Here is a 23,576-nt window from a genome sequence, read left to right as displayed (position 1 = left end):
AATGGATAGTGCAATCATTATAGAAAAAGGGATTTTCATTGTCATCATTTTTGCCATTACGATGGTGATGGCGATGTATTCCACATTAGCAGAGCGAAAAGTAGCCGCCTGGCTCCAGGATCGTATTGGCCCGAACAGAGCTGGTAAAGGAGGGTTGCTGCAACCTTTGGCCGATGGTCTTAAATTGTTTTCCAAAGAAGAATTTTTACCCAACACCCCAAATAAATTCCTATTCATTATCGGTCCTGCCATTTCGATGAGTGTGGCACTGATGACGAGTGCGGTAATTCCATGGGGGGATAAATTACACCTTTTTGGTCGTGATGTAATCTTACAGGCGACGGACATTGATGTGGCTATTTTATATGTATTTGGCGTTTTATCTGTTGGGGTATACGGAATTATGATTGGAGGCTGGGCTTCCAATAACAAATTCTCCCTGATGAGTGCCATGCGTGCTGCTTCACAAATGATTTCATATGAAGTTGCCATGGGACTTTCAATCATCGCTTTACTGATGATGACCGAAACCTTAAGCCTTCGTGAAATCTCAGCACAACAATCCGGAATGCACTGGAATGTATTTTACCAGCCTATCGGATTCATCATCTTTTTGGTGTGTTCTTTTGCTGAAACCAACCGTACGCCTTTTGACCTTGCAGAATGTGAGGCAGAGCTGATCGGTGGATACCATACGGAATATTCTTCCATGCGAATGGGATTCTATTTATTTGCTGAATATGCGAGTATGTTCATCTCGTCAACGATACTATCGGTATTGTATTTCGGAGGATATAATTATCCTGGCATGCAATGGGCGGTGGAAAACTGGGGTGTGAATCCTGCGAATGTGATTGGAATACTAGTCTTGTTTGCCAAGATCTGTTTCTTCATCTTCTTTTTTATGTGGGTGCGTTGGACGATTCCGAGATTCCGTTATGACCAATTGATGCGTTTGGGCTGGAAATACCTGATCCCGATTGCTATTGCGAATATCATCGTTACCGGTATTGTTATTTTGCTGTTTGACGGACGATAAACAAGAGCGAAAAGATAAAAATTAGCCCCGATTGGAGGGAAAATCCTTCCGGTTTTGTACCGGGAGATTTGGAAGGAAAGCGGGAACAGGGTGTATCCCAAAACCCAATGTTTTGCTTCCACTTATAAATTAAAAATTACTGAAAATGTCAATAGATACTGTATCATTATCGGGAAGAAAAAAAGAGGTTTCGAACAAAAAGATGACTTTTTGGGAAAGCCTCTATCTTGTGGCGATTGGTAAAGGCCTGCTTATTACCATCAAACACCTTTTTACGCGAAAAGTTACCATCAAATACCCGGAACAAATGCGGGAATTTAGCCCTGTGTACCGTGGACAACACATGCTGATGCGTGATGATGAAGGACGTGAGCGTTGTACTGCCTGCGGACTGTGTGCCCTTTCCTGCCCTGCTGAAGCGATCACCATGAAAGCGGAAGAGCGTAAACCGGAAGAGAAGCACCTGTACCGTGAGGAGAAATATGCTTCGATTTATGAAATCAATATGCTGCGTTGCATTTTCTGTGGACTGTGTGAAGAAGCGTGCCCAAAACAGGCAATTTACCTGACTACTTCCAAAACAATGGTACGTTCGAACTATGACCGTAGTGAATTTATCTTCGGGAAAGACAAGCTCGTTATGCCTTTGGATGCAGCGATTAATAATACTAAAATGAAAATGGCGAATTAAGATGATCACAACACTATTTTATATTTTATCCGCCCTTACTTTAGGTTCCGCCTTTATGACGATCCTAACTAAGAATACCATTCACAGTGCGATTTATCTCGTTATCTGTTTCTTTTCTATTGCCGGTCATTACCTGATGTTCAATGCACAGTTTTTAGCCATTGTCCACATTATTGTGTATTCCGGAGCGATCATGATCCTGTTATTGTTCACCATCATGTTGATGAACCTGAACAAGGAAGATGAACCCAATAAAAAACCCTGGACCATTGTCGCCGCTGTAGCTTCCTTCTGCCTTGTGGCATTTGTGCTATTGGCCGCTTTCCTGAAATCACAACCTATTATTAACGGTTATGAAGTTTCAGGCCAGGATTACCAATCCATCCGTGTGTTGGGTCAGGTATTGCTGGATGAGAAAAATGGCTTTATGATCCCGTTCGAATTTGCTTCGGTATTGTTGCTGGTGTCTATGATTGGTGCGGTATTATTGTCTAAAAAAGAAAAAAGAATCTATTAATTATGCAAAATATTTTACAGCAAATCGGCATTGAAAACTACCTGTATCTTTCTGCGATACTCTTTTGTATCGGGATCTTTGGGGTATTGTTCCGGAGAAATGCCATCGTAATGTTTATGTCAATTGAAATCATGCTGAATGCCGTTAACCTGTTATTGGTTGTTTTTTCCACCTACCACCAGGATGCTTCAGGCCAGGTATTCGTGTTTTTCTCGATGGCAGTAGCAGCTGCAGAAGTAGCTGTGGGCTTAGCCATCCTGGTTGCAATATTCCGCAACACGGCTTCGATCGATATTGATAATTTAAAAAAATTAAAAGGATAATCCCGAATGGAGACAAATTTAGTTTTACTCTTAGTACTAGCCCCGTTCATCGGGTTTTTATTCAACGTTTTTTTAGGAAAAAAAGTAAACCGCTCTTTATCCGGAGCTGTGGGTACACTGGCCATTGCAGTTTCATTTGTAATCAGCCTTTATTTCTTTATCCAGCTTAACCAAACGAAACAACCGATTACGGTAAACCTGTTCGAATGGATGCAACTGGTGAATTTCAACGTCACTTTTGGGTTCCTCCTGGATCAGCTTTCCTTATTATGGTTGCTGTTTGTTACAGGAATCGGTACCCTGATCCATATGTATTCCATCAGCTATATGCATGAGGATAGCAATTTCCATAAATTCTTTGCCTACCTGAACCTCTTTATTTTCTTTATGATTACCCTGGTTATGGGAAGCAACCTACTCATCATGTTCATTGGCTGGGAAGGTGTTGGATTGTGCTCTTACTTATTGATTGGTTTCTGGTACCAGAATCAAAAATTCAATGATGCAGCCAAGAAAGCTTTTATCATGAACCGTATCGGGGATTTAGGATTCCTGATTGGAATTTTTATCATCGGTTCGCTTTTCAACTCTTTGGATTATAACGTGATTAAGGCTGCGGTTATTTCTGGTGCAGCTATTGATATGCACTGGCTTGCTGCTGCAACATTATGCTTATTCATCGGTGCCTGTGGTAAAAGTGCACAGATTCCTTTATATACCTGGTTGCCGGATGCGATGGCAGGGCCAACACCGGTTTCGGCGTTGATTCACGCTGCTACAATGGTAACTGCGGGTATCTTTATGATCACCCGTTTGAATTTCCTTTTTGACCTTACACCAAATGTGCAGCAACTGATTGCTGTAATCGGGGCACTGACTTCTTTGGTGGCTGCTTTTATTGCTTTGGTACAAACAGATATCAAAAAAGTACTGGCCTACTCAACAGTGTCACAGTTGGGGCTGATGTTCCTGGCTTTGGGTCTGGGTGCCTATGAAATTGCGGTATTCCACGTGATCACACACGCTTTCTTTAAAGCTTGCCTGTTCCTGGGTTCCGGATCTGTAATCCACGCATTACACAACGAGCAGGATATGCGTAACATGGGTGGACTGAAAAAAGTGATGAAAGTGACTTTTATTACGTTCCTTATTTCGACACTCGCTATTTCCGGCTTACCGCCATTCTCCGGTTTCTTCTCTAAAGATGAGATCCTGATGACGGCTTTCCATGAAAACAAAGTATTATGGGTGATCGCTTCCTTGGCGTCTATCATGACCGCCTTCTATATGTTCCGATTATTATACCTGACATTCTTTAAAGAATTCAGAGGTACGGAAGAACAAAAACACCACCTGCACGAATCACCGGCATTGATCACATTCCCACTAATCGTTCTGGCTATACTGGCTTTATTCGGTGGTATGATCAGCCTTCCAAATAACAGCTGGCTGAATGACTACCTAGCTCCGTTATTTGTAACCCCACGCCTCCACCATCATTTGGATTCCCAGGCTTATATGCTAATGGGTATCGCCGTTGTAGGTGCCTTGATCGGAATTGGGATCGCCTATGTCAATTACATTAAAAAAGGTATGGTTCCAGAACCTGACAGTAAGATTACCGGATTTTCAAAAGTATTATACAATAAGTTCTATGTAGATGAAATCTACGATGCCATCATTGTAAAACCTATTTATGCAGTATCCGGATTGCTGAAAAATTATGTTGAGCCTGCCCTATCAGGATTTATCTTTGGCTTGGGTAAGCTTACTAATGGAATCGGAACACAAGGAAAAGCGATACAAAACGGAAGTGTAGGATTCTATCTTTTTGTTTTTGTTTTAGGAGTGAGCTCCATCATCGCTTATTTATTTTTAGTACAATAATTCATACCAATAATGGACGTATCTTATATATTAATTATTTTATTATTTGGCTCGGCGGTAACGTTTTTTGCAGGGGATAAATGGGCTTCCAAAATAGCACTGCTTTTTAGTATTGCTGCTTTTGGTGCTGCTGTAGTACTGTTAAACCACTACAATGCCGGACAGGATATCAGTGTTTCCAAACCTTGGATCGCATTGCCGAAAATCTATTTCGCCCTTCAGGGAGATGGCCTTTCACTGGCGATGGTATTACTGACGACTGCCTTAACACCGATTATTCTATTTTCCTCTTTTGGAAATACTTTTGCACAATCGAAAAATTTCTATGCCCTGGTTTTGTTCATGGCGTTTGCTATGGCAGGAACATTCCTGGCTGCTGACGGATTCCTATATTATATCTTCTGGGAACTTTCGCTGATCCCTATTTATTTCATTGCCCTGTTATGGGGGAATGGTGATGCGGAGAGCCGTAAGAAAGCGGTAATTAAATTCTTTATTTACACTTTTGCAGGTTCCCTGTTCATGTTGGTGTCTTTTATTTATTTGTACCAAAAAGCAGGCAGCTTCCTGTTGGCCGATTTGTATGAACTTCGTTTGTCGGCTACAGCGCAATTCTGGATATTCCTTGGTTTCTTTATGGCGTATGCTATCAAAATTCCAATCATCCCTTTTCACACCTGGCAGGCAAAAGTGTACCAAAAAGCTCCGGCTGTGGGTACGATGCTGCTTTCCGGTATCATGCTGAAAATGGCGCTGTACAGCATCATCAGATGGCAATTGCCAATTGCTCCACTGGCAGCAACCAAATACCTGTATTTCTTTGCAGGCTTAAGCCTTGCTGGAGTAATTTATGGTTCGGTTGTAGCCCTGAAACAAAATGACCTTAAAAAATTACTGGCCTATTCTTCCTTAGCACACGTAGGGTTGATTGCCGCCGGAACCTATACGCTTACTTTAGATGGATTTCGTGGTGCAGTATTGCAAATGATCGCACACGGTTTTGTTGTAGTAGGGTTGTTCTTTGCTGCTGAAGTTATCTTCAGGAGATTCCAGACCGGGAAAATTGACGAAATGGGTGGTATCCGTGTCCAGTCGCCAAAATTCGCTTCGATGTTCCTGATTTTGGTATTGGCTTCTGTAGCTTTACCGGGAACTTTCAACTTTATTGGTGAATTCGAATTGCTGTACAGTCTGGCGCAAAGCAGTATTACCTATGCCATCATTGGTGGAACGACTATTATCTTAGGAGCATTTTATATGCTGAAAATGTTCCAGCATGCCATGCTTGGGGAGCAAAATGCCAAACCATTTGCAGATGTTACTTTCAACGAAGGCCTTGTATTCACTGTAATCATCGGATTCCTGTTGTTTTTCGGATTGTACCCGAAACCTATCATCGACCTGATTACACCAAGCCTGGAAGAAATTTTAGTTCATATAAACAGATTTTAATTTAGTCATACAATGTATACATTAATAGCTATTACCGGATTAGGGGTTTTATGCCTTATAGCTGAAATTTTCAATTTGAGAAAGGCAATTGTCCCGGTAACCATCATCGGATTACTGGCAATTCTGGGCTTTACGGTGACGCAATTCAATCTGCCTGCTGCACATTACAACAATATGGTGATTACCGATAACTTCTCGGTAGCCTTTTCTTCCCTTTTCATTCTGCTGACTGTTTTCCTTGTAGCGATGAGCCCGGATTTTCACGAAAAACAAATCGAAAAGATCTCTGATTTTGTTGCTATAAAATTATTCCTCCTTGCCGGAGGTATTGCCATGGTTTCTTTTGGGAACCTTGCGATGTTCTTCCTGGGTATCGAAATATTATCTATTTCCCTATATGTCCTGGCTGCCAGCGACCGATTAAGCTTAAAGAGTAATGAAGCGGGAATGAAATATTTCCTGATGGGAGCTTTTGCTTCCGGATTTATCCTTTTTGGTATCGCCCTGATCTATGGCGCTACGGCTTCTTTTGACACCGCTGAAATTTTTAAAGCAGCGAGTTTATCTACAACACAACACGACTGGTTCCATATCGGTATTACACTGATCAGTATCGGGATGCTTTTCAAGATTGCGGCTGCCCCATTTCATTTCTGGGCTCCGGATGTCTACGAAGGTTCCCCTGCACTGACTACGGCAACCATGAGTACTCTGGCTAAAGTAGTGGCTATGGCTGCTTTTTTCCGATTGATCAGCACCATGATGCCTGAAGTTTCGGCATCGTTCCAAAATGTTATCCTGGTTATTTCCATACTGTCTATGACCGTAGGTAATATCATGGCTTTGAAACAGAATAATGTAAAACGTATGTTGGCATTCTCCGGAATCTCACATGCCGGATTCATGCTGATGACCTTATTGAGCATCACTACAGCTGGCGGTACTTTATTATATTATACCTCAGCCTATGCACTCGCTGGTATCGCTTCGTTTGCAGTGATCCTGTATGTGTGCAAAGACAAGGAAGACGAAGATATCTTTAACTTTAATGGATTGGGTAAAACAAATCCTTTATTGGCAGCGGTACTTACGGGTGGCTTACTGTCTATGGCCGGGATTCCGATATTCTCCGGATTCTTTGGTAAATTCTTCCTGTTCAACCAGGTCTTGAATTCTGGATTTGTAGCCTTGGTGATCATTGCGGTTATCAATTCCATTATTAGTGTGGGGTATTACTTTAAAGTGATACTTGCCATGTATACCAAACCTGCTACAGAAAAAACACAACATCCTACTTCCTATGTTTATACTGCGGTAGCGGTTGTTGCCATCCTCCTGAACATCGCTTTAGGATTATGTCCAGATATGGTTTTGCACCTGATACAATAACGGTTCGGCCGTTCCTGATACTATAACAGGCACTAAGCAACGATCTCCGATCAACTTGCTTAGTGCCTGTTTTTTTAGGACTATTTTCCAGTATGTCTATTTAATATTTTTATACTGCGGTATACCCACCGTCGGCAATGATATAGCTGCCTGTGGTGAATGAGGATTTGTCTGAACTAAGGAATACAACCAACTCGGCTACTTCCTGTGGTGTTCCAAGACGGTTCATCGCACATTTTGCCGCAATTGCAGCGATGGTATTTTTATCCATGTGGTCGGACAATAGCGGGGTTTCAATATAACCCGGCCCTACCGCATTACAACGAATATTCTTCTGACCGTATTCTACGGCTATATTTTTGGTCAATCCCACCACACCATGTTTGGAAGCAGTGTATGCAGGACTATTTGGTGCTGCAACCTCGCCGTGGATAGACGCAATATTGACAATGCTTCCGCCACCATTTTTAACCATTTGTTCCAGTTGGTACCTACAGGCATAAAAAACGCCGCTCAGGTTGAGGGCAATTACCCTGTCCCAGTCGGCGGGGTCATATTCTCCAGTCGGTTTTGCAGGACCCCCCATTCCAGCATTATTACAGGCGATATCCAGTCTTCCATATTGGGCTACTACTGCCTGTACTAATTTCTGGTTTTCTTCGGCTTTGGAGGAATCGGCTTTCACAAAAAAAGCATCGCCCCCATTTTCTTTGATTGCCTTTACAGTAGCTTCTCCATGTTCTACATTAATATCAGCAATAACGACTTTAGCTCCTTCGCGGGCATAAGCTTCCGCAACAGCGCGGCCAATTCCGGAACCTGCTCCGGATACTACGGCCACTTTATCTTTTAATAATGACATTGGTAAATATTTAAAGTTATCCCTCTAATTTACGGCTTATCCACCGGACGAAAAATCTTTATCCGCGGTTTAATATACTATTAACGTGGGATTTCATGCAATAGCAACCCGTACTATAACATACTTCCGGAATTCCTTTGCTATCCTAGCCGGAGGAGCTTCGATAACGTATTATTCTTTATCGATGTTATACGATTTGATTTCGATACCATCCGATATTTTATTGGTAATGTAAGCTTTGAATACGATAGGATAAGATTTAGACTCGATAGCATCTGATACTATGTCGAAAGGATAAGAATTAGTATCGAAAGAATAGGATCAACTTTCGATAACGTAGGATTAAACTTCGAAAGGATCAGGCCAACTTCCGATACTATAAGCTACACTTTTGATAGGATAAGGTTTTCTTTCGAAACGATGAGTATTGTTGTCGATAGCATAGGACTTACTATCGATGGGGATAGGCTTCCGTTCCGTTGGCATACAACTGTATACCGTAACTACAATTACTATCCTATTGTGATGCCATTACAGCTGCTTCGAATCACAAACGTCTTGCCTGAAGTGTGTCCTTTGATAAATATTCCCTAACGGATATGGCTTCTTTTGGGTTTCGGTCGTATTTTTACAAAACTACATTGCACAACTCAAATACATCCCTATGACCGTTCAAACCATTTATCAGGATACACTTAGATTTGCCAGCATCAAACATTTGGGACAAACGTTACCTTCGTCTTCCATTCCTTATGTGGTCCACCTGAGCAATGTCGCCATGGAGATCCTGGTGGCCGCACAACATCATTCCGATTTTAACCTGACACTGGCCTTGCAGCTGGCCTTACTTCATGATACGATTGAAGATACCGATACGACCTACTATGAGCTGGAAGAGGAGTTTGGAACCACGGTAGCTTCAGGAGTATTGGCGCTGACTAAAAACAGTGCATTGCCCAAGGAGGCACGCATGATGGATAGCCTGAACCGGATCCGGGAATCGGTACCGGAAGTATGGGCCGTAAAATTGGCCGACCGGATTACGAATCTACAGCAACCACCTGCGCATTGGGATACTGCCAAAAAAGCCGACTATCAGGAACAGGCTAAAGTAATCTTAGCCCAACTGTCGGGTGGGAATACGTTTCTGGAACACCGCCTGGCAGAAAAGATTAAAGCGTATAGCCAGTATTTGTAACAAATGCTTATCGTTTTAGTTTTTTAGTCCAAGATCGAATTTATTTCGAAATGCCCTAATACCTCTTTTGTATTTGGGAGTATTGCATAGCACTATCTCTTCATAATTTCTTCCCTTCAGAGATGCTATTTTCCCATCTGAAATCTCCTGTTTTTTAAAGTTTTAATCTACGAATTCTTTTATTTGTAACATTTAGCAGCTTTTTAGTGCCATAAAATCTAAAAAACTATAAATTTATCAGTACTCAACTCACAAATTACTGACTACAAAAAACCGTATAGTGATATTTTTTGTTCGAAAAAATATCAACACTCCATTAATATAGCATTAAAATAGAACAAAATATAGAATTTTACATAAATACAGTCCATTTGTTAATAAACAAACACGTATTGGCTATTATAAATATATTTGGAGCGGTCGACAAAACTAAATAATCATATAAAGTTTTTAACATGAAAAAAATTGGATTTACAGCCATAATCATAATGGCATTTATAACTGGCTCCGTGGCCGAAAGGTGCAAATTCCGGTTATATTGATCACCCCATTCCGTTTTAAAGTGAGCACCTGATTCCAGTTCAAAATGACCACCTAATTCCGGTGCAAAGTGAGCACCTCCGTTTTGATTAAAAACTATATTTTTTCATCTGTTAATTAGTATTCAAATATAATAAAATATCACTCTTTGTTTATTCCTCTTTTCTTTCTCATGGATTCTCCATGTAATTCAAGCCTATGAGATTGGTGTATAAGTCTGTCTAATATTGCATCGGCTATCGTTTTTTCTCCAATTATATCATACCAGCCTTGAACTGGTATTTGTGATGTCACGATTATAGAGCCGTTATTATGCCTGTCCTCTATGATCTCTAAAAGAGTAATTCGGTTATGGCTGTCAAGTGCCTGGAGTCCAAAATCATCAAGTATTATAACATCCTGTCTTTGTATTTTGGTAAGTTCCCGTAGATAAGTACCATCTGCTTTAGCCATTTTTAGTCTAGCGAACAATTTTGAGGTATTAAAATAACTTACCTTAAAACCCTGTATACAGGCTTGATAACCTAATGCAGTACCTAAATAACTTTTACCGACACCGGTGCTTCCAGTGATTAAAATGTTTTCGTTTTTCTCTATAAATTCGCATTCTGCCAGACGCAGTACCATGTTTCGGTCCAGGTTACGTGATACATCAAAATTGATACTTTCAATATTTGATTTGTAATGGAATTTGGCATTAGTGATACTTCGTTCAATACGACGATTGTACCTTTCATCCCATTCTGCATCAATAATCATCGATACAAACTGGTCAAGGGTATAATGATCTGTTTTCCCGCTTTCAATGGCTGTTTTAAAAGCATTAAACATGCCATAAAGCTTCATTTGTTTCATTTTGGTTACTGTGGATTCATTCATTTTTTCAAGATTTAATTTAGTTATAATAGTGTTTTCCTCTTATGTTACTGTGATCGGGAAGTTCCTGCTCAGGTTCTTGATCAAAATCAATATGATCCAAGTTGTTTTCTAAAATGTTTTGTATGGTCTTAAAATTGTAAATTTTAAAATCAAGTGCCCGCCTGCAGGCATTTATTAATCGCTGTCTGCCTACCTTTTTTTCAAAATTCAGTATTCCTAAACAGCTTTTATAAGCCTGTTCTGGATGATTTCTGCTTTCGATTATCTGCATTATATATTCTCCTACTGACTCATCAATATTATTAGCCCATTCAATGAAGCGGGCAGCACTCCATTGGGCTACAAATTGATGTGTACTGGCTAAATGCTCAGGAGTTGTTGTATAGACATAAGGTTTGTAGTTTCTTGGATGTACAGCTATTCGATTGTATTTATAATAAATCTCTACTGTTGATTTGGTATATAACAGCTTGGCTTTCTTCTTTACATATTGATACGGAACGCTGTAATAGTTTTTGTCCTGGCTTAATTGAACATGACCGTTTTGCATTACTGTTGCAAAAGACTGGTATTTAATTTCAAAACGATCTTGTGGGAGTGGACGCAGTTTTTCTTTCTCGTCTTCTAAAAATAATTCAAAGCGGGAATAAGGGCGTCCTGTCAGTTTTCTGTTATTGTGAGAGTCAAGTAAATCCCAGATCTGCTGGTTTAATTCTTCCAGAGAAAAGAACTTAGTTTCTTTTATGGTTACATAAATCCTTCGATATAATATCTTAACAGCTCCTTCAACTAGTGACTTGTCTCTGGGCCTGTAAGCTCTGGCAGGTAAAATTGTGGTTTCGTAATGTTCTGCTAAATCAGCCAGGGTTTCATTGATTGTCGGTTCAAAACGACTGCTTTTTATTACGGCAGATTTTAAATTATCTGGAACAATGGCGGCAGGAGTGCCTTCAAAAAAGCGCATGGCATTTTCTACCGAGTCAACAAAGTTTTCCTTTTGCTGGCTCATGGAAGCTTCAGCATACGTGTATTGGCTAGCGCCCAATATTGCTACAAAAAATTGTACTTCTTTGACTTCTCCAGTATCTATATCAATAATTGAGAGTGTCTTTCCGGCATAATCAACATACATTTTATCACCAGCCTTATGGTTCATATGCATGACCGGATTAACTCGTTTGCCCCATATATTGTAATGATAATGAAATTGTGAAGTTCGATAACCATCAGGATTTACAGCAATATATTGTTCCCACATATGCTGTACGGTAACGCCAACTTTTTTTAGTTCACGTTCCATTTTAGGAAAAAAATCATAAAGTGTCTGTAATCTCGGGCTAATGGCCTCTACACTAGTCTGGGAGAATAAAAGTTCCAGCTCTGCATCGGTTTTTTGGTCGATTAATTCAAAGCTTAATTCGAGAACTTCAAATAAAGAAATATATTTCTTTACCGTATTTCTTGAAAGGGATAAGTAGCTACTTATAAATAACTTACTCTTTCCATTACAATAGAATTTAATTACTTTTCTAATTTTACTCATGTCTGTTATTTTGTTTGCCATAATCCGTAAATTTTTAACGAATGTATGGTTCTAACAACATGAAAAAATCAATAGTTTTTAATACTTAATTCACCACAAAACTTGGTGGTCAATTTGCTCCGGAATTAGGTGGTCAGTTTGCTCCGGAACGGGTGGTCAATTTACTCCGGAATTAGGTGGTCAAATTGACCGGTTTTTCCATTCTAGCACTTTACAATAATATTAAGCCCTCTACAGGCGGGTTTAATATTATTTTTTCAAATATCTGGGAAGCTTTAAGTTTATTTTACTATACAATTAATAATCTTTCAAATAGTAAAATATATTTAATGATATTGTTTAATATTATAATAATTTTTATATTTTTGCCAATGCAAAGTTAAATTTGTGCTCCCCTTCCTACTGTAAAAATTAATAGATCATTTTTTTCGTATGCAAAAAATTACCACCTTATTCCTATTGGGATTGGGCCTTCATGCCTATTCCCAGGACATCCTTTGGGAGAAATCCTATGGCGGCCAGCACGCCGAATACCTGTTTGATGCCCAGCCTACTGCCGACTATGGCTTTATACTGGCAGGCAGTTCGTTATCTAAAAAAACAGGCAAGAAAACCGAAGACAATAATGGCGATTTGGACTTTTGGCTCTGGAAGATGGATGAAAAAGGGCAGGACGAATGGCAGAAAAACATCGGGGGTTCGGGAGCTGACTTATTGCAAAGTATTCGCACCACGCAGGATGGTGGTTTTATATTAGCTGGAACTTCCGAATCCAATAAGGGATTTGCAAAACTCCATGACGGAAAAGGCAAGGAAGATTACTGGATCATAAAACTCAATGCCAAAGGTGATGAGCAGTGGCAACAAACTTTTGGCGGCAGTGGTCAGGACCGGGTCACGGCTGTGATCCAAACCCGGGATGGCGGTTATTTTATCGGTGGCTCCAGCAGCAGCAGCCCGGACAAAAAGAACCTGCAGGACCCTACCGGGAAATCAGAAGCCAGCCGTGGAAATTTGGACTATTGGGTGATCAAGCTCGATAGCAAAGGCACAATGGAATGGCAGAAAACATTAGGTGGGCAATATGCCGATATCTTAGAAAGCCTGCAACAAACCACCGACGGTGGGTATATCTTAGGCGGGTATTCCAATAGCCCATCGGGCGTACTGGAAGACGGCCGTCGTAGCGATAAAACCGAAGCCGTGTTGGGCTATGGTGATTTCTGGATTGTAAAATTAGATGCCAAAGGTGAAGAAGAATGGCAACAGACTTTAGGGGGTGAAGGCGATGATCATTTGTACAGCATTATCCAGACCCAGGATGGCAATTATATCGCTGCCGGGAACTCCAACAGCAACCGCTTACCCAAAGGCGGCAGTACCCGCGACACCGATTTCTGGCTGATCAAACTTGATGAATACGGCCAACCGTTATGGAGCCGTACCTATGACTTTGGCAAAACGGATATCCTGACTTCGCTTACCGAAAACAAAGACCGTACGCTAATGGTCGGTGGCTACTCCAAAAGCAGCAATGTACCGGGCAGCAAAAAGAAAGACAAAGAAGGCATTAACGATTATATCGCCCTGAAACTCTCCGCTACCGGAGACGAGTTATGGAGTAAAACGGTAGGCAGTAATGGGGAAGACCTGTTGAAGAAATTGGTCGAAACCCGGGATGGTGGCTATATCTTAGCCGGTACTTCCACACCCAATCCAGCCTCAGTAACCGCCTACAACAAAGGCAATTCCCGGGACCGGAATACAGCTATCGGGAAAAATGACTTTTGGGTGGTAAAACTCTTAGACAAAGACAAGCCCAAAGACAACCGCCTGAACATACAGGCCGTTCCGAATCCGGCGCAGCAGTTTACCAACGTGATTGTAGGCTATGAATACAACACCGGAAATGCTTTTGTCTATGATTTAGGCGGGCGTTTACTACAAAGCTTCGCTATTGAAAACCGAACCGTTCCGGTAGATTTAAGCACCTATCCGGAAGGCATTTATATCGTACAAATCAAAACCGATGTACAGGAAGATTCCGTGAAGGTGGTAAAGGGAATTGAAAAACATTAGAAAACAGTATTGGACATGAAACTAAGATTTTTATTTTTTACGCTTTTTATTTTTACAAATATTTTTTCTCAAATAAATGAGAATAATAAGGTACAAAGTTACCTTCCGCCCAGTCCGAAGTCATTTGAATTTTTGAAGCAAGATCAAATACCAGTAGGAAAGTATACTGGTATTCCACAGATAAATATCCCAATTTATACTATAAATGCAAAAGGGTTGGATTTGCCAATAAATTTAGGCTATAATTCCAATGGTTTTATGGTTACTGAAGAAGCAGGGTGGACCGGCTTAGGGTGGTCACTATCAGGTGGAGGAGCAATAATTCAGATGGTAAGAGGTTTTGATGATTTTAATACCACATTTTATAATCGGACATTACCCAATTTAGCACAGATTATTGATATTCAATGCCAAGTGCAAACCTGTTATGCCCCTGGGGCAACTGTTGTAAACAATTGTGAAATGTTTGAAATAGATAATGATGAACGTTATATCTCTGATCCTAGTGCAGTAGGTTCTTATAATATACCTGAGACTTTTACCAGAGGCACCAGGGATTACGAGCCTGACTTGTTTAAATTTAATATGTTTGGTTATTCCGGGGAATTTATCCTGGATTGGCAAAATGGGAAATATGTTTGTCTGACGGATAATAAAATAAGGATCGAAGCAGAGAATTCAAGTCCGGGTACTAAGCCTTTGTATTTTAGTATAATGGTAGCCGAAGGGCATAAATTTACTTTTCATTTAAAAGAAGAGACTATAGTTAATAGTGAATTTACACAAAACGAATTTACACCCAATCAGGCATCTCCTATAAATACTGTAGGTACAGCAAGTTCACGATCCTACCAATTAGTTACAGTGATAACAAATCAAGGTGATGAAGTAAATTTTGAATACACCATTACAAACCCTATAAAAAACTATCCTAATGTTTCGAAATCTATTGTAAGGTATGTATCTGAATATAGCCAGGCATTCCCAAATAACATGAGTGACAACATTACGTCATATAATTTTACACAACAACCCTATTCGTATTTAAGTAAAATTATTTTTAATAATGGATATATTACTTTTACAGTATCAGATAGAATTGACATTCAGGGAGCTAAAAAATTAGATAAAATTGAATTAAAAATACCTTCTTCTGCTTCGGAATTCAGAACTATAAAAACATTTAATTTCTCTTATGATTATTTTATAGGACATACAAATGGTACTAATAATGATTCTGCTTTATTTCCTGAATTTGTAACGAAAACTGCGCAGGAATTGACTTATAGGCTTAGACTGAACTCGGTAGTTGAATTGGGCTCCAAGCCTTATTATTTTGAATATAATACAGAACTTTTACCTAAAAAGACATCCTACGCAACTGATTTTTGGGGATATTACAATGGTTTCCTAACCAACCAGGGGCCTTTCGTAAATATTTATGCCTTTAATATTGAAAAGAATAATTTTCAATTTGGAGCTTATGAAAATAATAAGAAATCAAGCCGGCTTCAGTATGCTAAAGCAGGAATTCTTACGAAAATGACATACCCTACTGGCGGGTATTCAACTTTTGATTACGAACTTAATACTTTTGAAAACTATCAAGTCCCAACATTTGATCAGGGTACAGAATATACTTTTTCAATTAACAGTCGTGCATTAAATGGGCTTCCAAGCCAAAAAGCAATAATCACTAAAGGGGGGACGACCCGATTTTATGGTGCCGCTATGTTAAGTACCAGAGGATGTACAGCAACTAATCCAAATGCTTATAGTGATAATTATATAAAGATTGAACGATTTAAACAGTCATTAATTCCATTGATAGAAAATAATCCTTATGGACTTCTGTATGCGATGCATACTCTAGGAATTTTTACCAATCCAGCAGTATACAATCAGTATATTGAAGATGTTCAATACATTCAGCAAAATTATAATGATCCTGAAGAAAATCAATACCCAAATCTTTCTTACAATATTGGAGACGGCGTGGTTTTATTTACAGCTCATGGCGGTTGTGGAACCTATAATGGTACAGTAAATTCAAGTCAGGCTCATTTAGCTTTATCGTATAGGGATTATAGAGCTTTAGATAATATAGCATATGGCGCAGGATTGCGGGTAAAAGAAATTATAAGCTATTCCTCTTCGGGTACAGTAGCTTTAAAGAAAAATTACAGTTACGCTGGGGGTAAAATGATGAATCCCCTAATATTTTTCAACAGCGCGTTAATCAGATACAGATGGCTAGGTCCTGGAGGTTCTGATGGTACTTTATATTACTCGGAAGGACAAAAGAAAGTGCTCAATTCGAATAGTTTTGTGACTTCTGCAGTCAATGCTGAGGGACGCTATGTAGGCTATGATAAAGTAGACGAATATATAAGTAATACTATTCCATCGACCAACCTTCCCAATAATGGTAAGACTACAGATTATTATACGAATAATCCTTTTCAGGGGGCTCATGTAGGATATGCTGTAGGACTTAATCTTCCATCCTTAAGGAATACATATAATAATGGTTTAGTGGTAAAACAGGAAATTTATGATAAGAGTAATGTATTGCAGGAAAGAACTTCTAACCTTTATGAATATACAAAGCTGCGATGTTTTTATGGGATGAAGCAAACGTTTTATATGCAGTATGCTTTGACTTCATATCCCTTAGCGGTTAGTTTAAAAAGTAAGTACCACGTTGGGGTTTATCCTATTATAGCAAGCCATACATCATTAAAGAATAGTACGAATATCAAATATTTCGCTAATGATTCTATAATCAGTAGAGTAAATTATGAATATAATAGCTTCAATCAAGTCACTTATACCAGGGAGTTACTAAGTAACAATGATATCAGAGAAAGCCGAGCTATGTACCCCAAAGACATTACTAATGCAACCTTGTATCCTATTGCAATGCAAATGGCAACAAATAATGTTTTGGCACCTGTAATTAAAAAAGAATTAAAAGTAAACGGTGAGATTACTGCTACTGAGGAATATGAATATTTTTATCGCTTGGGTTCTAATAATGGTTTTACCAGGCCGGATATTTATTCGCTAAGAAAGTATAAAACGGCTAAAGGAAATAACGTTTTGGAGGATAAAATTACTTATCATATTTATGACCGACTTGGAAACCCTCTTTATACTACTGACCATGCAGGTTTGCAGACCTGTTATATCTGGGGCTATAATCTTCAGTATCCTATAGCCAAAGTAGATGATTTGGATTATTCACTTATAGATACCTATTCCGGTGAAGTAAGAACTTCTTCTAATGGGGATTATACTGACGCAACAGAAAATCTGTTGCGCACAAAACTCAATGTCTTACGAAGCAATTTTCCTAATAAGAAAATAATAACCTTCACCTATGACCCTTTAATAGGTGTTAAAAGTGTTACAGATGTCAAGGGATCAACTTCATATTATCAATATGATGATCAACTGAGATTACAACATTGGATATGCAAACAAAAATTGCACAGTAAGTTAAGCTACATTTTTGTAATTAATTTGATTGTTGAATTCTTCAATAGTTGCATAATTTAAAGCAGAATGCCTTCTTTTTCTGTTGTACCAAATTTCAATGTATTCAAAGATTTCCAGTTTCATTTGTTCTTTAGAAATGAGTTTGTTGCCATAAATCAATTCCGTTTTCAAAGATTTGAAGAAACTTTCGGCTACAGCATTATCCCAGCAATTTCCTTTACGGCTCATACTGCGAGTTATTTTTTTATAGGAATCAAGAACATTTACAAACTTTTTACTGGCATATTGGACACCTCTGTCGGAATGAAAAATCAAACCATTTTAAGATCTCGGTTTTTAATTGCCATTTTCCAAGCTCCAAGTGTCGTTTGCTCAGTGCTCATTGCGTTGCTCAAACTCCAGCCTATAATTTTTCTGTCGTATAAATCCATAATAGTGGTCAGGTATACAAATCCCTCTTTAGTTTGGATGTATGTAATATCTGAAACCCAAACCTTTGATGGCATTTTTACAGTAAACTCTCTGTTTAATACATTTTCGACAACTAAATAATTGTGACTAGAGTTGGTTGTTACTTTAAACTTCTTGCTTAATTTACTTCGCAAGCCAAGTTCTTTCATATACTTTGCAACTGTAACTCTTGAAATTTTATAACCAATGCTTCGAAGTTCTAATGTTATTCTAGGACTCCCGTATCGTTGCTTGGTTTGAAAATAAATCAATGCTATCTGTTTTTTTATGGCGCTTTTTAGTTGCTGTCTTGCAGTATTTATTTGTTTTTTCCATCGGTAATAACTTCCATTGCTTACTTGTAGAACTCTGCACATTTTTTCAATCGGGAATAGCTGTTCATTGTTTTTAATGAAACTATAAATCATCGACCGTTCTTGGAAAAAATGCCGATTGCTTTTTTTAATATGTCACGTTCTAACTCTGCATCTTTGAGTTTTTTCTCCAGTTCATGGATTTTTTCTTGCTCGGGAGTTAGTTTTAAATTTCCTTTTCCAGGAAAACTTCCTTCTCCAAATTCCTGGAGTTCTTTACGCCATTTATAAAGCTGGGGGCTGTTATTCCTAACTCCCTGGCAAGTTCTGATACATTTGTTCTATCATAACTCAATTCAACGGCTTTTTCCTTAAAAGCCTTGTCGTAAATTTTGCGGACTTGTTTCATAGATTAAAATTAAGATTATTTCTTAACTTTCAATGCAGGCTAAGTTAGCATGTCCACATATCAAAGATGACAAAGGCTATATTTTAAAGACCTATGATTACCATTATAGATAAATTTTAAATATCATGAAAAAAATAACACTATTATTTTTTCTAGTACCTGTTTTGGCTTTTGCCCAGAGTACCGATCAAAACTATATAAAAAGTTCAACCTATAAAGTTGCAACTCCAACTCCATTACCATCAAATGCGCCAAGTACTCAGGTAAAAGTTAATGTTGTCTATTATGACGGACTTGCTAGGCCCATTCAACAAATCGCTGGAAAGCAATCAGCTTCGGGTCAGGATATCATTACACATATTGAATATGATGCTTTTGGACGACAGACAAAGGATTATTTACCTTATCCTGGAAATATGACAGATCAATCCTATGTTGCAAACGCACTTGGAGAGACCTTAAATTACGAACCTTATGCCGGTGAATTTCCATATGGCGAAAATAAATACGAAAATTCGCCACTCAACCGTGTTTTGAAGAAAGGGTTTCCAGGAGACGACTGGCAAGTAAATCAAACAAATGATACCGATCATACTATTAAGTATGTGAACTCCACCAACAGTCAAGATGAAGTCTCTATGCATACAGCAACTACTTTATGGAATGAAAGTGAAGGTTTGTATCGTGCAATATTAGCCCTTAATTCGAATTATTCTGCCGGAAGTTTGTTCAAACTGATTATAAAGGATGAAAATTGGGAATCAGGTAATGATCATACGGTGGAAGAATTTAAAGATAAAGACGGTAAACTAATACTTAAGCGGACTTATGATCAAGGCGAGCCACATAATTCACATTATGTTTATGATATATATGGTAATCTGACTTTTGTTCTTCCTCCACTTGCAGACACTGGTACGTTGGATGGAGTCTGTTTTCAATATTTGTATGATAAAAAAAATAGATTAGCAGCCAAAAAAATGCCTGGTAACGATTGGCAATTAATTGTTTACGATAAAGCGGACAGACCAGTGGCGCAAGGACCTTCCTTGTCACCGTATGGTACTGGTGAGTATGGTTGGGCAGTAACTCAGTACGATATTTTAGGGCGTGTCATCGCTACAGGCTGGATTAAAAATAAAGTGACTTTTGAATCTCGTAATACTGCACAGGGAAGGATAGACGTTAATATTAATCCTTTTGTCTTATCAGAAATAGATTTACTAAGCGAGAATCATTACGACAATTATAATTTTTCATGGTTTACACAGTTACCAGACATGGTATTGTTCCAACCTGTTTTAGTAAATACCAACGGATTGCTTACCGGATCACGTGTTAGAGCAATAGTAAATGAGGGAGGTAGTAATTTTATTTATAATTATACTATATATGATTCAAAATCAAGGGCTATACGAGTTTTCAATTCAAATCAGTATTTAGGTAATAGTTTTACCAATACCGATTACCAATATGATTTTATCGGGAAGATCTTAAAAAAGGAAGTACATCACCTCAGGGAAAATACTCAGGAAGTTTTGGTTAAAGAAACATTTTTATACACTCCTGAAGATCGTCTTTTACAGCATACCCACCAAATAGGTACTCATCCTATTGAAGTTTTATCAGAAAGAAGTTATTTCGATTTAGGAGATTTACAGCGAAAAAGCGTCGGGGGTAGTGTAGATAATCCGTTGCAAAATGTTGATTACAAGTATAATATAAGAGGTTGGCTTACGGATATCAATGAACGGATCGGAGATAGAATTACATATCCACCTGATCTATTCTCATTTAAAATAAATTATAATAAAATAAATCAGGAATCATTGGGGAGTGTAAAGCTATATAATGGAAACATTGCAGAAACTTTTTGGAGGACTGGTGCTGACAATATTGATCGTGGCTATATTTATCATTATGATGCAATGAGTAGGTTAAATAATTCCTATTACCTAAAAGGTAGTACCCCTACCTTGTCTACTGGTTCTTATAATGAAAGCTTGGAATATGATAAAAATGGTAATATACTTAAATTGAAGCGATATGGTGCTGCTGATTACGATGGAGTCAACTTTCCAATCATGATAGACGAATTGGCATATTCGTATGATGTGGAGAAAGTAAATCAATTGATGAAAGTAACTGATTACTCCGAACACCCACAAGGCTTTAGTGATAGTGACAATATGATCGATGATGATTATGAATACGATAACTTCGGTAATTTAAAATCGGATCAGAATAAAGATATTACAAAGATCATTTATAATCATTTTAATCTTCCACTTACTATTTATTTTAAATCGTCAAATCGAAAAATTGAATATATTTACGATGGATTGGGAAAAAAGTTAAGCAAAAAAGTTTTTGATGATTCGATAGAGACAGTTACTGACTATGTGGATGGATTTCAATATAAAGATGGAGAGCTACAATTCTTTCCTACCGAGGAAGGTTACGTAAAGCATACCCGAAGTAAATATAATTATGTCTATAATTACACTGATCATTTAGGGAATATAAGAGTTTCATATACGAGCGATCCCCAGGATGGTCTTACTAAAGTTCTTGAGGAAAATAATTATTATCCTTTTGGTTTAAAACATTCAGGATACAATAATGACGTTATGGAATTTGTATTTGAAAATGATCAGGTAACCTTTCAAAGTATTATTAATGATGCTTCAAATCAATATAAATATAATGGAAAAGAATTTCAGAATGAAAAGGGAATGAATGTATATGATTACGGAGCAAGAAACTATGATCCAACGATAGGCAGGTGGATGAATGTTGATCCTTTGGCTGAACAATATTATAGTTTTTCACCCTATATTTATGCAGCTAATAATCCGGTTTATTATCTTGATCCAGATGGGATGATAATTATGGATAATAATGGAATAGTTAGTAAGCAAAAACGTACTTTACAGGATGATATTAAAACCTTCCAGCAATTAATAAAAAGTGGAGGATTAGATGCTGAGGCAGGTAACAAATTTATAGCGTTTTATAAATCAGTTTTAGGTGAGATCAGTGACCTTGAAAACTCAAAACAAGTGTATAACGTTTCCACAGATAATGGTAACAATAGTGATTCTGGTTCTGTGTCTTATGATTTTAGTACTGATCAAGTTACTGTACAAATGGGAAAATCTGCATCATTTTCAGTTATTGGGCATGAACTTAAGCATGCACATCAATTTGAGGAAGGAAAGATTTCATATAATAGAAATGGAAGTTCTGCTCTAATTGATATTACTGATGAAACGGAGGGGTATAACAGGCAGCAAAATCTTTTTTTAGGTCCTTCACAATTTGGTCAAGGAAAAAAAGCAGATTACACTGATGCTAATGTAATAAATTTTGGAAGTAGAATGACTCCAAAGGCGTATCAGGGATTACCTTCTTCTTCTTTAAACATGTCCTCAAAAGAAGGAAAGGCATTACGCAAAGCGGCAATTAACGCTGGGGAGCAAGGAATTCCTATTCAGGAAGTTTATATAGGATGGCAAAAAGATTATCAAAAAGGAACTAAAAATAGATAGTTATGAAAATACTTTACTTTATATTACCAATATTTTTCATTGCATCGGTGCAATTTGAATTAACTGGAAAATATATATACCGTGCATCACATTTTTCAGAAGATATTGAACTAAAAGAAAATAATAAATTTATTTATAATGTAAAATTTAATTTTTCTCAATATCAAGTTAGTGGCAATTATCATATAATAGATGATAGCCTAATTTTAAATAGTTCTCCTCAAAAAGATAGAATATTGGTATTTGAGTCAAAAAGAGGGACTATAAAAAATTCGACTTTTGAAGTTAAAAGTAAATCGGGTGCATATTTCTCTTATAGTATTCATATTATATCACGTAACGGAGAAGAAGTTGAAGTTAAAGATCAATGGGAAAAATCTAAATTTAAAAAGTTAAAGATTAAAGAGTTTTACATTGTAGATAAAAATGGGCTCAAATCTCCAACATATATAATTAGGGGAACTAATACAAATTATTTTGAAATCCTCTTCGAAACATCGAGAGTTTTTGATAATGAAAGTTGGGTAATAAAAGACGGAAAAATTATTCCCCGGAATTTTCAGGGCGAACTCCAAGAATATTATCTTGAAAAATAATAATTGGTCATATTATTTGTGTGAAGATTATCACTCCTCGACAATATTTTATAAACAATGTAAAATTGTTACCCTTAATTATGAGAAATACATCTCTGCAGTTAACTTTTTTTGCATTGCTGTTTTTACTGATCTTTACAGAATGTAAAAATAATAAGTACAAATAGAAAACTTCCTTATCCAAATTCATGCAACTCATTTCTTTACGCCATTTATACAGCTGCGGGGCTGTATTCCTAACTCTCTGGCAAGTTCTGATACATTTGTTCTATCATAACTCAATTCAACGGCTTTTTCCTTAAAAGCCTTGTCGTAAATTTTGCGGACTTGTTTCATAGATTAAAATTAAGATTATT

The 23,576-nt window shown here is 37.9% G+C and carries 16 protein-coding genes and 1 pseudogene; 12 read left to right on the top strand and 5 right to left on the bottom strand.

Going from position 1 to position 23,576, the window contains the following annotated elements; all coding sequences use genetic code 11:
- Position 1: 1 nt before the first annotated feature.
- From nuoH to FK004_RS06255, 7 genes are all read left to right on the top strand, one after another.
- Complete coding sequence (gene nuoH, locus FK004_RS06285) at positions 2-1,039, top strand: NADH-quinone oxidoreductase subunit NuoH (RefSeq protein WP_108736501.1); 1,038 nt, start codon at positions 2-4, stop codon at positions 1,037-1,039.
- A gap of 145 nt (positions 1,040-1,184) precedes the next feature.
- Entirely contained in the window at positions 1,185-1,730 is a 546-nt protein-coding gene (locus FK004_RS06280) for a NuoI/complex I 23 kDa subunit family protein (protein ID WP_108736500.1), read from the top strand.
- Between the two features lies 1 nt (position 1,731).
- Positions 1,732-2,247: an NADH-quinone oxidoreductase subunit J family protein gene (locus FK004_RS06275; protein ID WP_108736499.1), complete on the top strand. Its 516-nt coding sequence runs from the start codon at positions 1,732-1,734 to the stop codon at positions 2,245-2,247.
- Positions 2,248-2,249: 2 nt separating this feature from the next.
- Complete coding sequence (nuoK, locus tag FK004_RS06270) at positions 2,250-2,570, top strand: NADH-quinone oxidoreductase subunit NuoK (RefSeq protein WP_108736498.1); 321 nt, start codon at positions 2,250-2,252, stop codon at positions 2,568-2,570.
- Between the two features lie 6 nt (positions 2,571-2,576).
- Entirely contained in the window at positions 2,577-4,457 is a 1,881-nt protein-coding gene (gene nuoL / locus FK004_RS06265) for an NADH-quinone oxidoreductase subunit L (RefSeq protein ID WP_108736497.1), read from the top strand.
- Positions 4,458-4,469: 12 nt separating this feature from the next.
- Positions 4,470-5,909: a complex I subunit 4 family protein gene (locus FK004_RS06260; protein WP_108736496.1), complete on the top strand. Its 1,440-nt coding sequence runs from the start codon at positions 4,470-4,472 to the stop codon at positions 5,907-5,909.
- Between the two features lie 12 nt (positions 5,910-5,921).
- Complete coding sequence (locus tag FK004_RS06255; RefSeq protein ID WP_108736495.1) at positions 5,922-7,298, top strand: NADH-quinone oxidoreductase subunit N; 1,377 nt, start codon at positions 5,922-5,924, stop codon at positions 7,296-7,298.
- A 109-nt stretch (positions 7,299-7,407) separates the two neighbouring features.
- Here the strand turns inward: FK004_RS06255 and FK004_RS06250 are convergent, their stop codons facing one another.
- Positions 7,408-8,160 carry an SDR family NAD(P)-dependent oxidoreductase gene (locus tag FK004_RS06250; RefSeq protein ID WP_108736494.1) on the bottom strand — a complete coding sequence of 251 codons (753 nt, stop codon included), beginning with the start codon at positions 8,158-8,160 and terminating at the stop codon, positions 7,408-7,410.
- Between the two features lie 664 nt (positions 8,161-8,824).
- Between FK004_RS06250 and FK004_RS06245 the strand changes: the two genes are divergently transcribed.
- Positions 8,825-9,358: an HD domain-containing protein gene (locus FK004_RS06245; RefSeq protein ID WP_108736493.1), complete on the top strand. Its 534-nt coding sequence runs from the start codon at positions 8,825-8,827 to the stop codon at positions 9,356-9,358.
- A gap of 681 nt (positions 9,359-10,039) precedes the next feature.
- Here the strand turns inward: FK004_RS06245 and istB are convergent.
- The gene (gene istB / locus FK004_RS06240; protein WP_056251131.1) at positions 10,040-10,777 is read right to left on the bottom strand and encodes an IS21-like element helper ATPase IstB; all 738 of its coding nucleotides are present in this window, start codon (positions 10,775-10,777) and stop codon (positions 10,040-10,042) included.
- 16 nt (positions 10,778-10,793) lie between these two features.
- On the bottom strand, positions 10,794-12,341 hold the full coding sequence (istA, locus tag FK004_RS06235; protein WP_108735486.1) for an IS21 family transposase: 1,548 nt from the start codon (positions 12,339-12,341) through the stop codon (positions 10,794-10,796).
- 411 nt (positions 12,342-12,752) lie between these two features.
- Here istA and FK004_RS06230 point away from each other — a divergent pair, with 411 nt between their 5' ends.
- Positions 12,753-14,399, top strand: coding sequence for a T9SS type A sorting domain-containing protein (locus tag FK004_RS06230; protein WP_108736492.1), 1,647 nt, complete (start codon positions 12,753-12,755; stop codon positions 14,397-14,399).
- 15 nt (positions 14,400-14,414) lie between these two features.
- Entirely contained in the window at positions 14,415-17,960 is a 3,546-nt protein-coding gene (locus FK004_RS06225; protein ID WP_108736491.1) for a hypothetical protein, read from the top strand.
- Here FK004_RS06225 and FK004_RS06220 read toward each other — a convergent pair.
- Positions 17,901-19,073, bottom strand: a pseudogene (locus FK004_RS06220) (IS3 family transposase). The gene FK004_RS06225 and the pseudogene FK004_RS06220 overlap by 60 nt on opposite strands.
- Positions 19,074-19,198: 125 nt before the next feature.
- Here FK004_RS06220 and FK004_RS06215 point away from each other — a divergent pair.
- Both FK004_RS06215 and FK004_RS06210 read left to right on the top strand, forming a co-directional pair.
- On the top strand, positions 19,199-22,624 hold the full coding sequence (locus FK004_RS06215) for a DUF6443 domain-containing protein (protein WP_108736490.1): 3,426 nt from the start codon (positions 19,199-19,201) through the stop codon (positions 22,622-22,624).
- Between the two features lie 2 nt (positions 22,625-22,626).
- A complete protein-coding gene (locus FK004_RS06210; protein WP_108736489.1) occupies positions 22,627-23,220 on the top strand; it encodes a hypothetical protein in 594 nt (197 codons plus the stop codon).
- Between the two features lie 195 nt (positions 23,221-23,415).
- On the opposite strand, the gene FK004_RS06205 is transcribed toward FK004_RS06210, so the two are convergent.
- Positions 23,416-23,556 (bottom strand): transposase, encoded by a 141-nt coding sequence (locus FK004_RS06205; protein WP_108736488.1) that lies wholly within the window; start codon positions 23,554-23,556, stop codon positions 23,416-23,418.
- Between the last annotated feature and the right edge of the window lie 20 nt (positions 23,557-23,576).

It is taken from the genome of Flavobacterium kingsejongi, assembly GCF_003076475.1.
Classification (GTDB): domain Bacteria; phylum Bacteroidota; class Bacteroidia; order Flavobacteriales; family Flavobacteriaceae; genus Flavobacterium; species Flavobacterium kingsejongi.
The sequence above is the reverse complement of the archived record's forward strand: the minus strand, read 5'-3'. Positions and strand labels throughout refer to the sequence as shown.

Coding starts and splice junctions, on each gene's coding strand:
- nuoH (WP_108736501.1), top strand. CDS start 2: ATGGATAGTGCAATCATTATAGAAAAAGGGATTTTCATTGTCATCATT.
- FK004_RS06280 (WP_108736500.1), top strand. CDS start 1,185: ATGTCAATAGATACTGTATCATTATCGGGAAGAAAAAAAGAGGTTTCG.
- FK004_RS06275 (WP_108736499.1), top strand. CDS start 1,732: ATGATCACAACACTATTTTATATTTTATCCGCCCTTACTTTAGGTTCC.
- nuoK (WP_108736498.1), top strand. CDS start 2,250: ATGCAAAATATTTTACAGCAAATCGGCATTGAAAACTACCTGTATCTT.
- nuoL (WP_108736497.1), top strand. CDS start 2,577: ATGGAGACAAATTTAGTTTTACTCTTAGTACTAGCCCCGTTCATCGGG.
- FK004_RS06260 (WP_108736496.1), top strand. CDS start 4,470: ATGGACGTATCTTATATATTAATTATTTTATTATTTGGCTCGGCGGTA.
- FK004_RS06255 (WP_108736495.1), top strand. CDS start 5,922: ATGTATACATTAATAGCTATTACCGGATTAGGGGTTTTATGCCTTATA.
- FK004_RS06250 (WP_108736494.1), bottom strand. CDS start 8,160: ATGTCATTATTAAAAGATAAAGTGGCCGTAGTATCCGGAGCAGGTTCC.
- FK004_RS06245 (WP_108736493.1), top strand. CDS start 8,825: ATGACCGTTCAAACCATTTATCAGGATACACTTAGATTTGCCAGCATC.
- istB (WP_056251131.1), bottom strand. CDS start 10,777: ATGAATGAATCCACAGTAACCAAAATGAAACAAATGAAGCTTTATGGC.
- istA (WP_108735486.1), bottom strand. CDS start 12,341: ATGGCAAACAAAATAACAGACATGAGTAAAATTAGAAAAGTAATTAAA.
- FK004_RS06230 (WP_108736492.1), top strand. CDS start 12,753: ATGCAAAAAATTACCACCTTATTCCTATTGGGATTGGGCCTTCATGCC.
- FK004_RS06225 (WP_108736491.1), top strand. CDS start 14,415: ATGAAACTAAGATTTTTATTTTTTACGCTTTTTATTTTTACAAATATT.
- FK004_RS06215 (WP_108736490.1), top strand. CDS start 19,199: ATGAAAAAAATAACACTATTATTTTTTCTAGTACCTGTTTTGGCTTTT.
- FK004_RS06210 (WP_108736489.1), top strand. CDS start 22,627: ATGAAAATACTTTACTTTATATTACCAATATTTTTCATTGCATCGGTG.
- FK004_RS06205 (WP_108736488.1), bottom strand. CDS start 23,556: ATGAAACAAGTCCGCAAAATTTACGACAAGGCTTTTAAGGAAAAAGCC.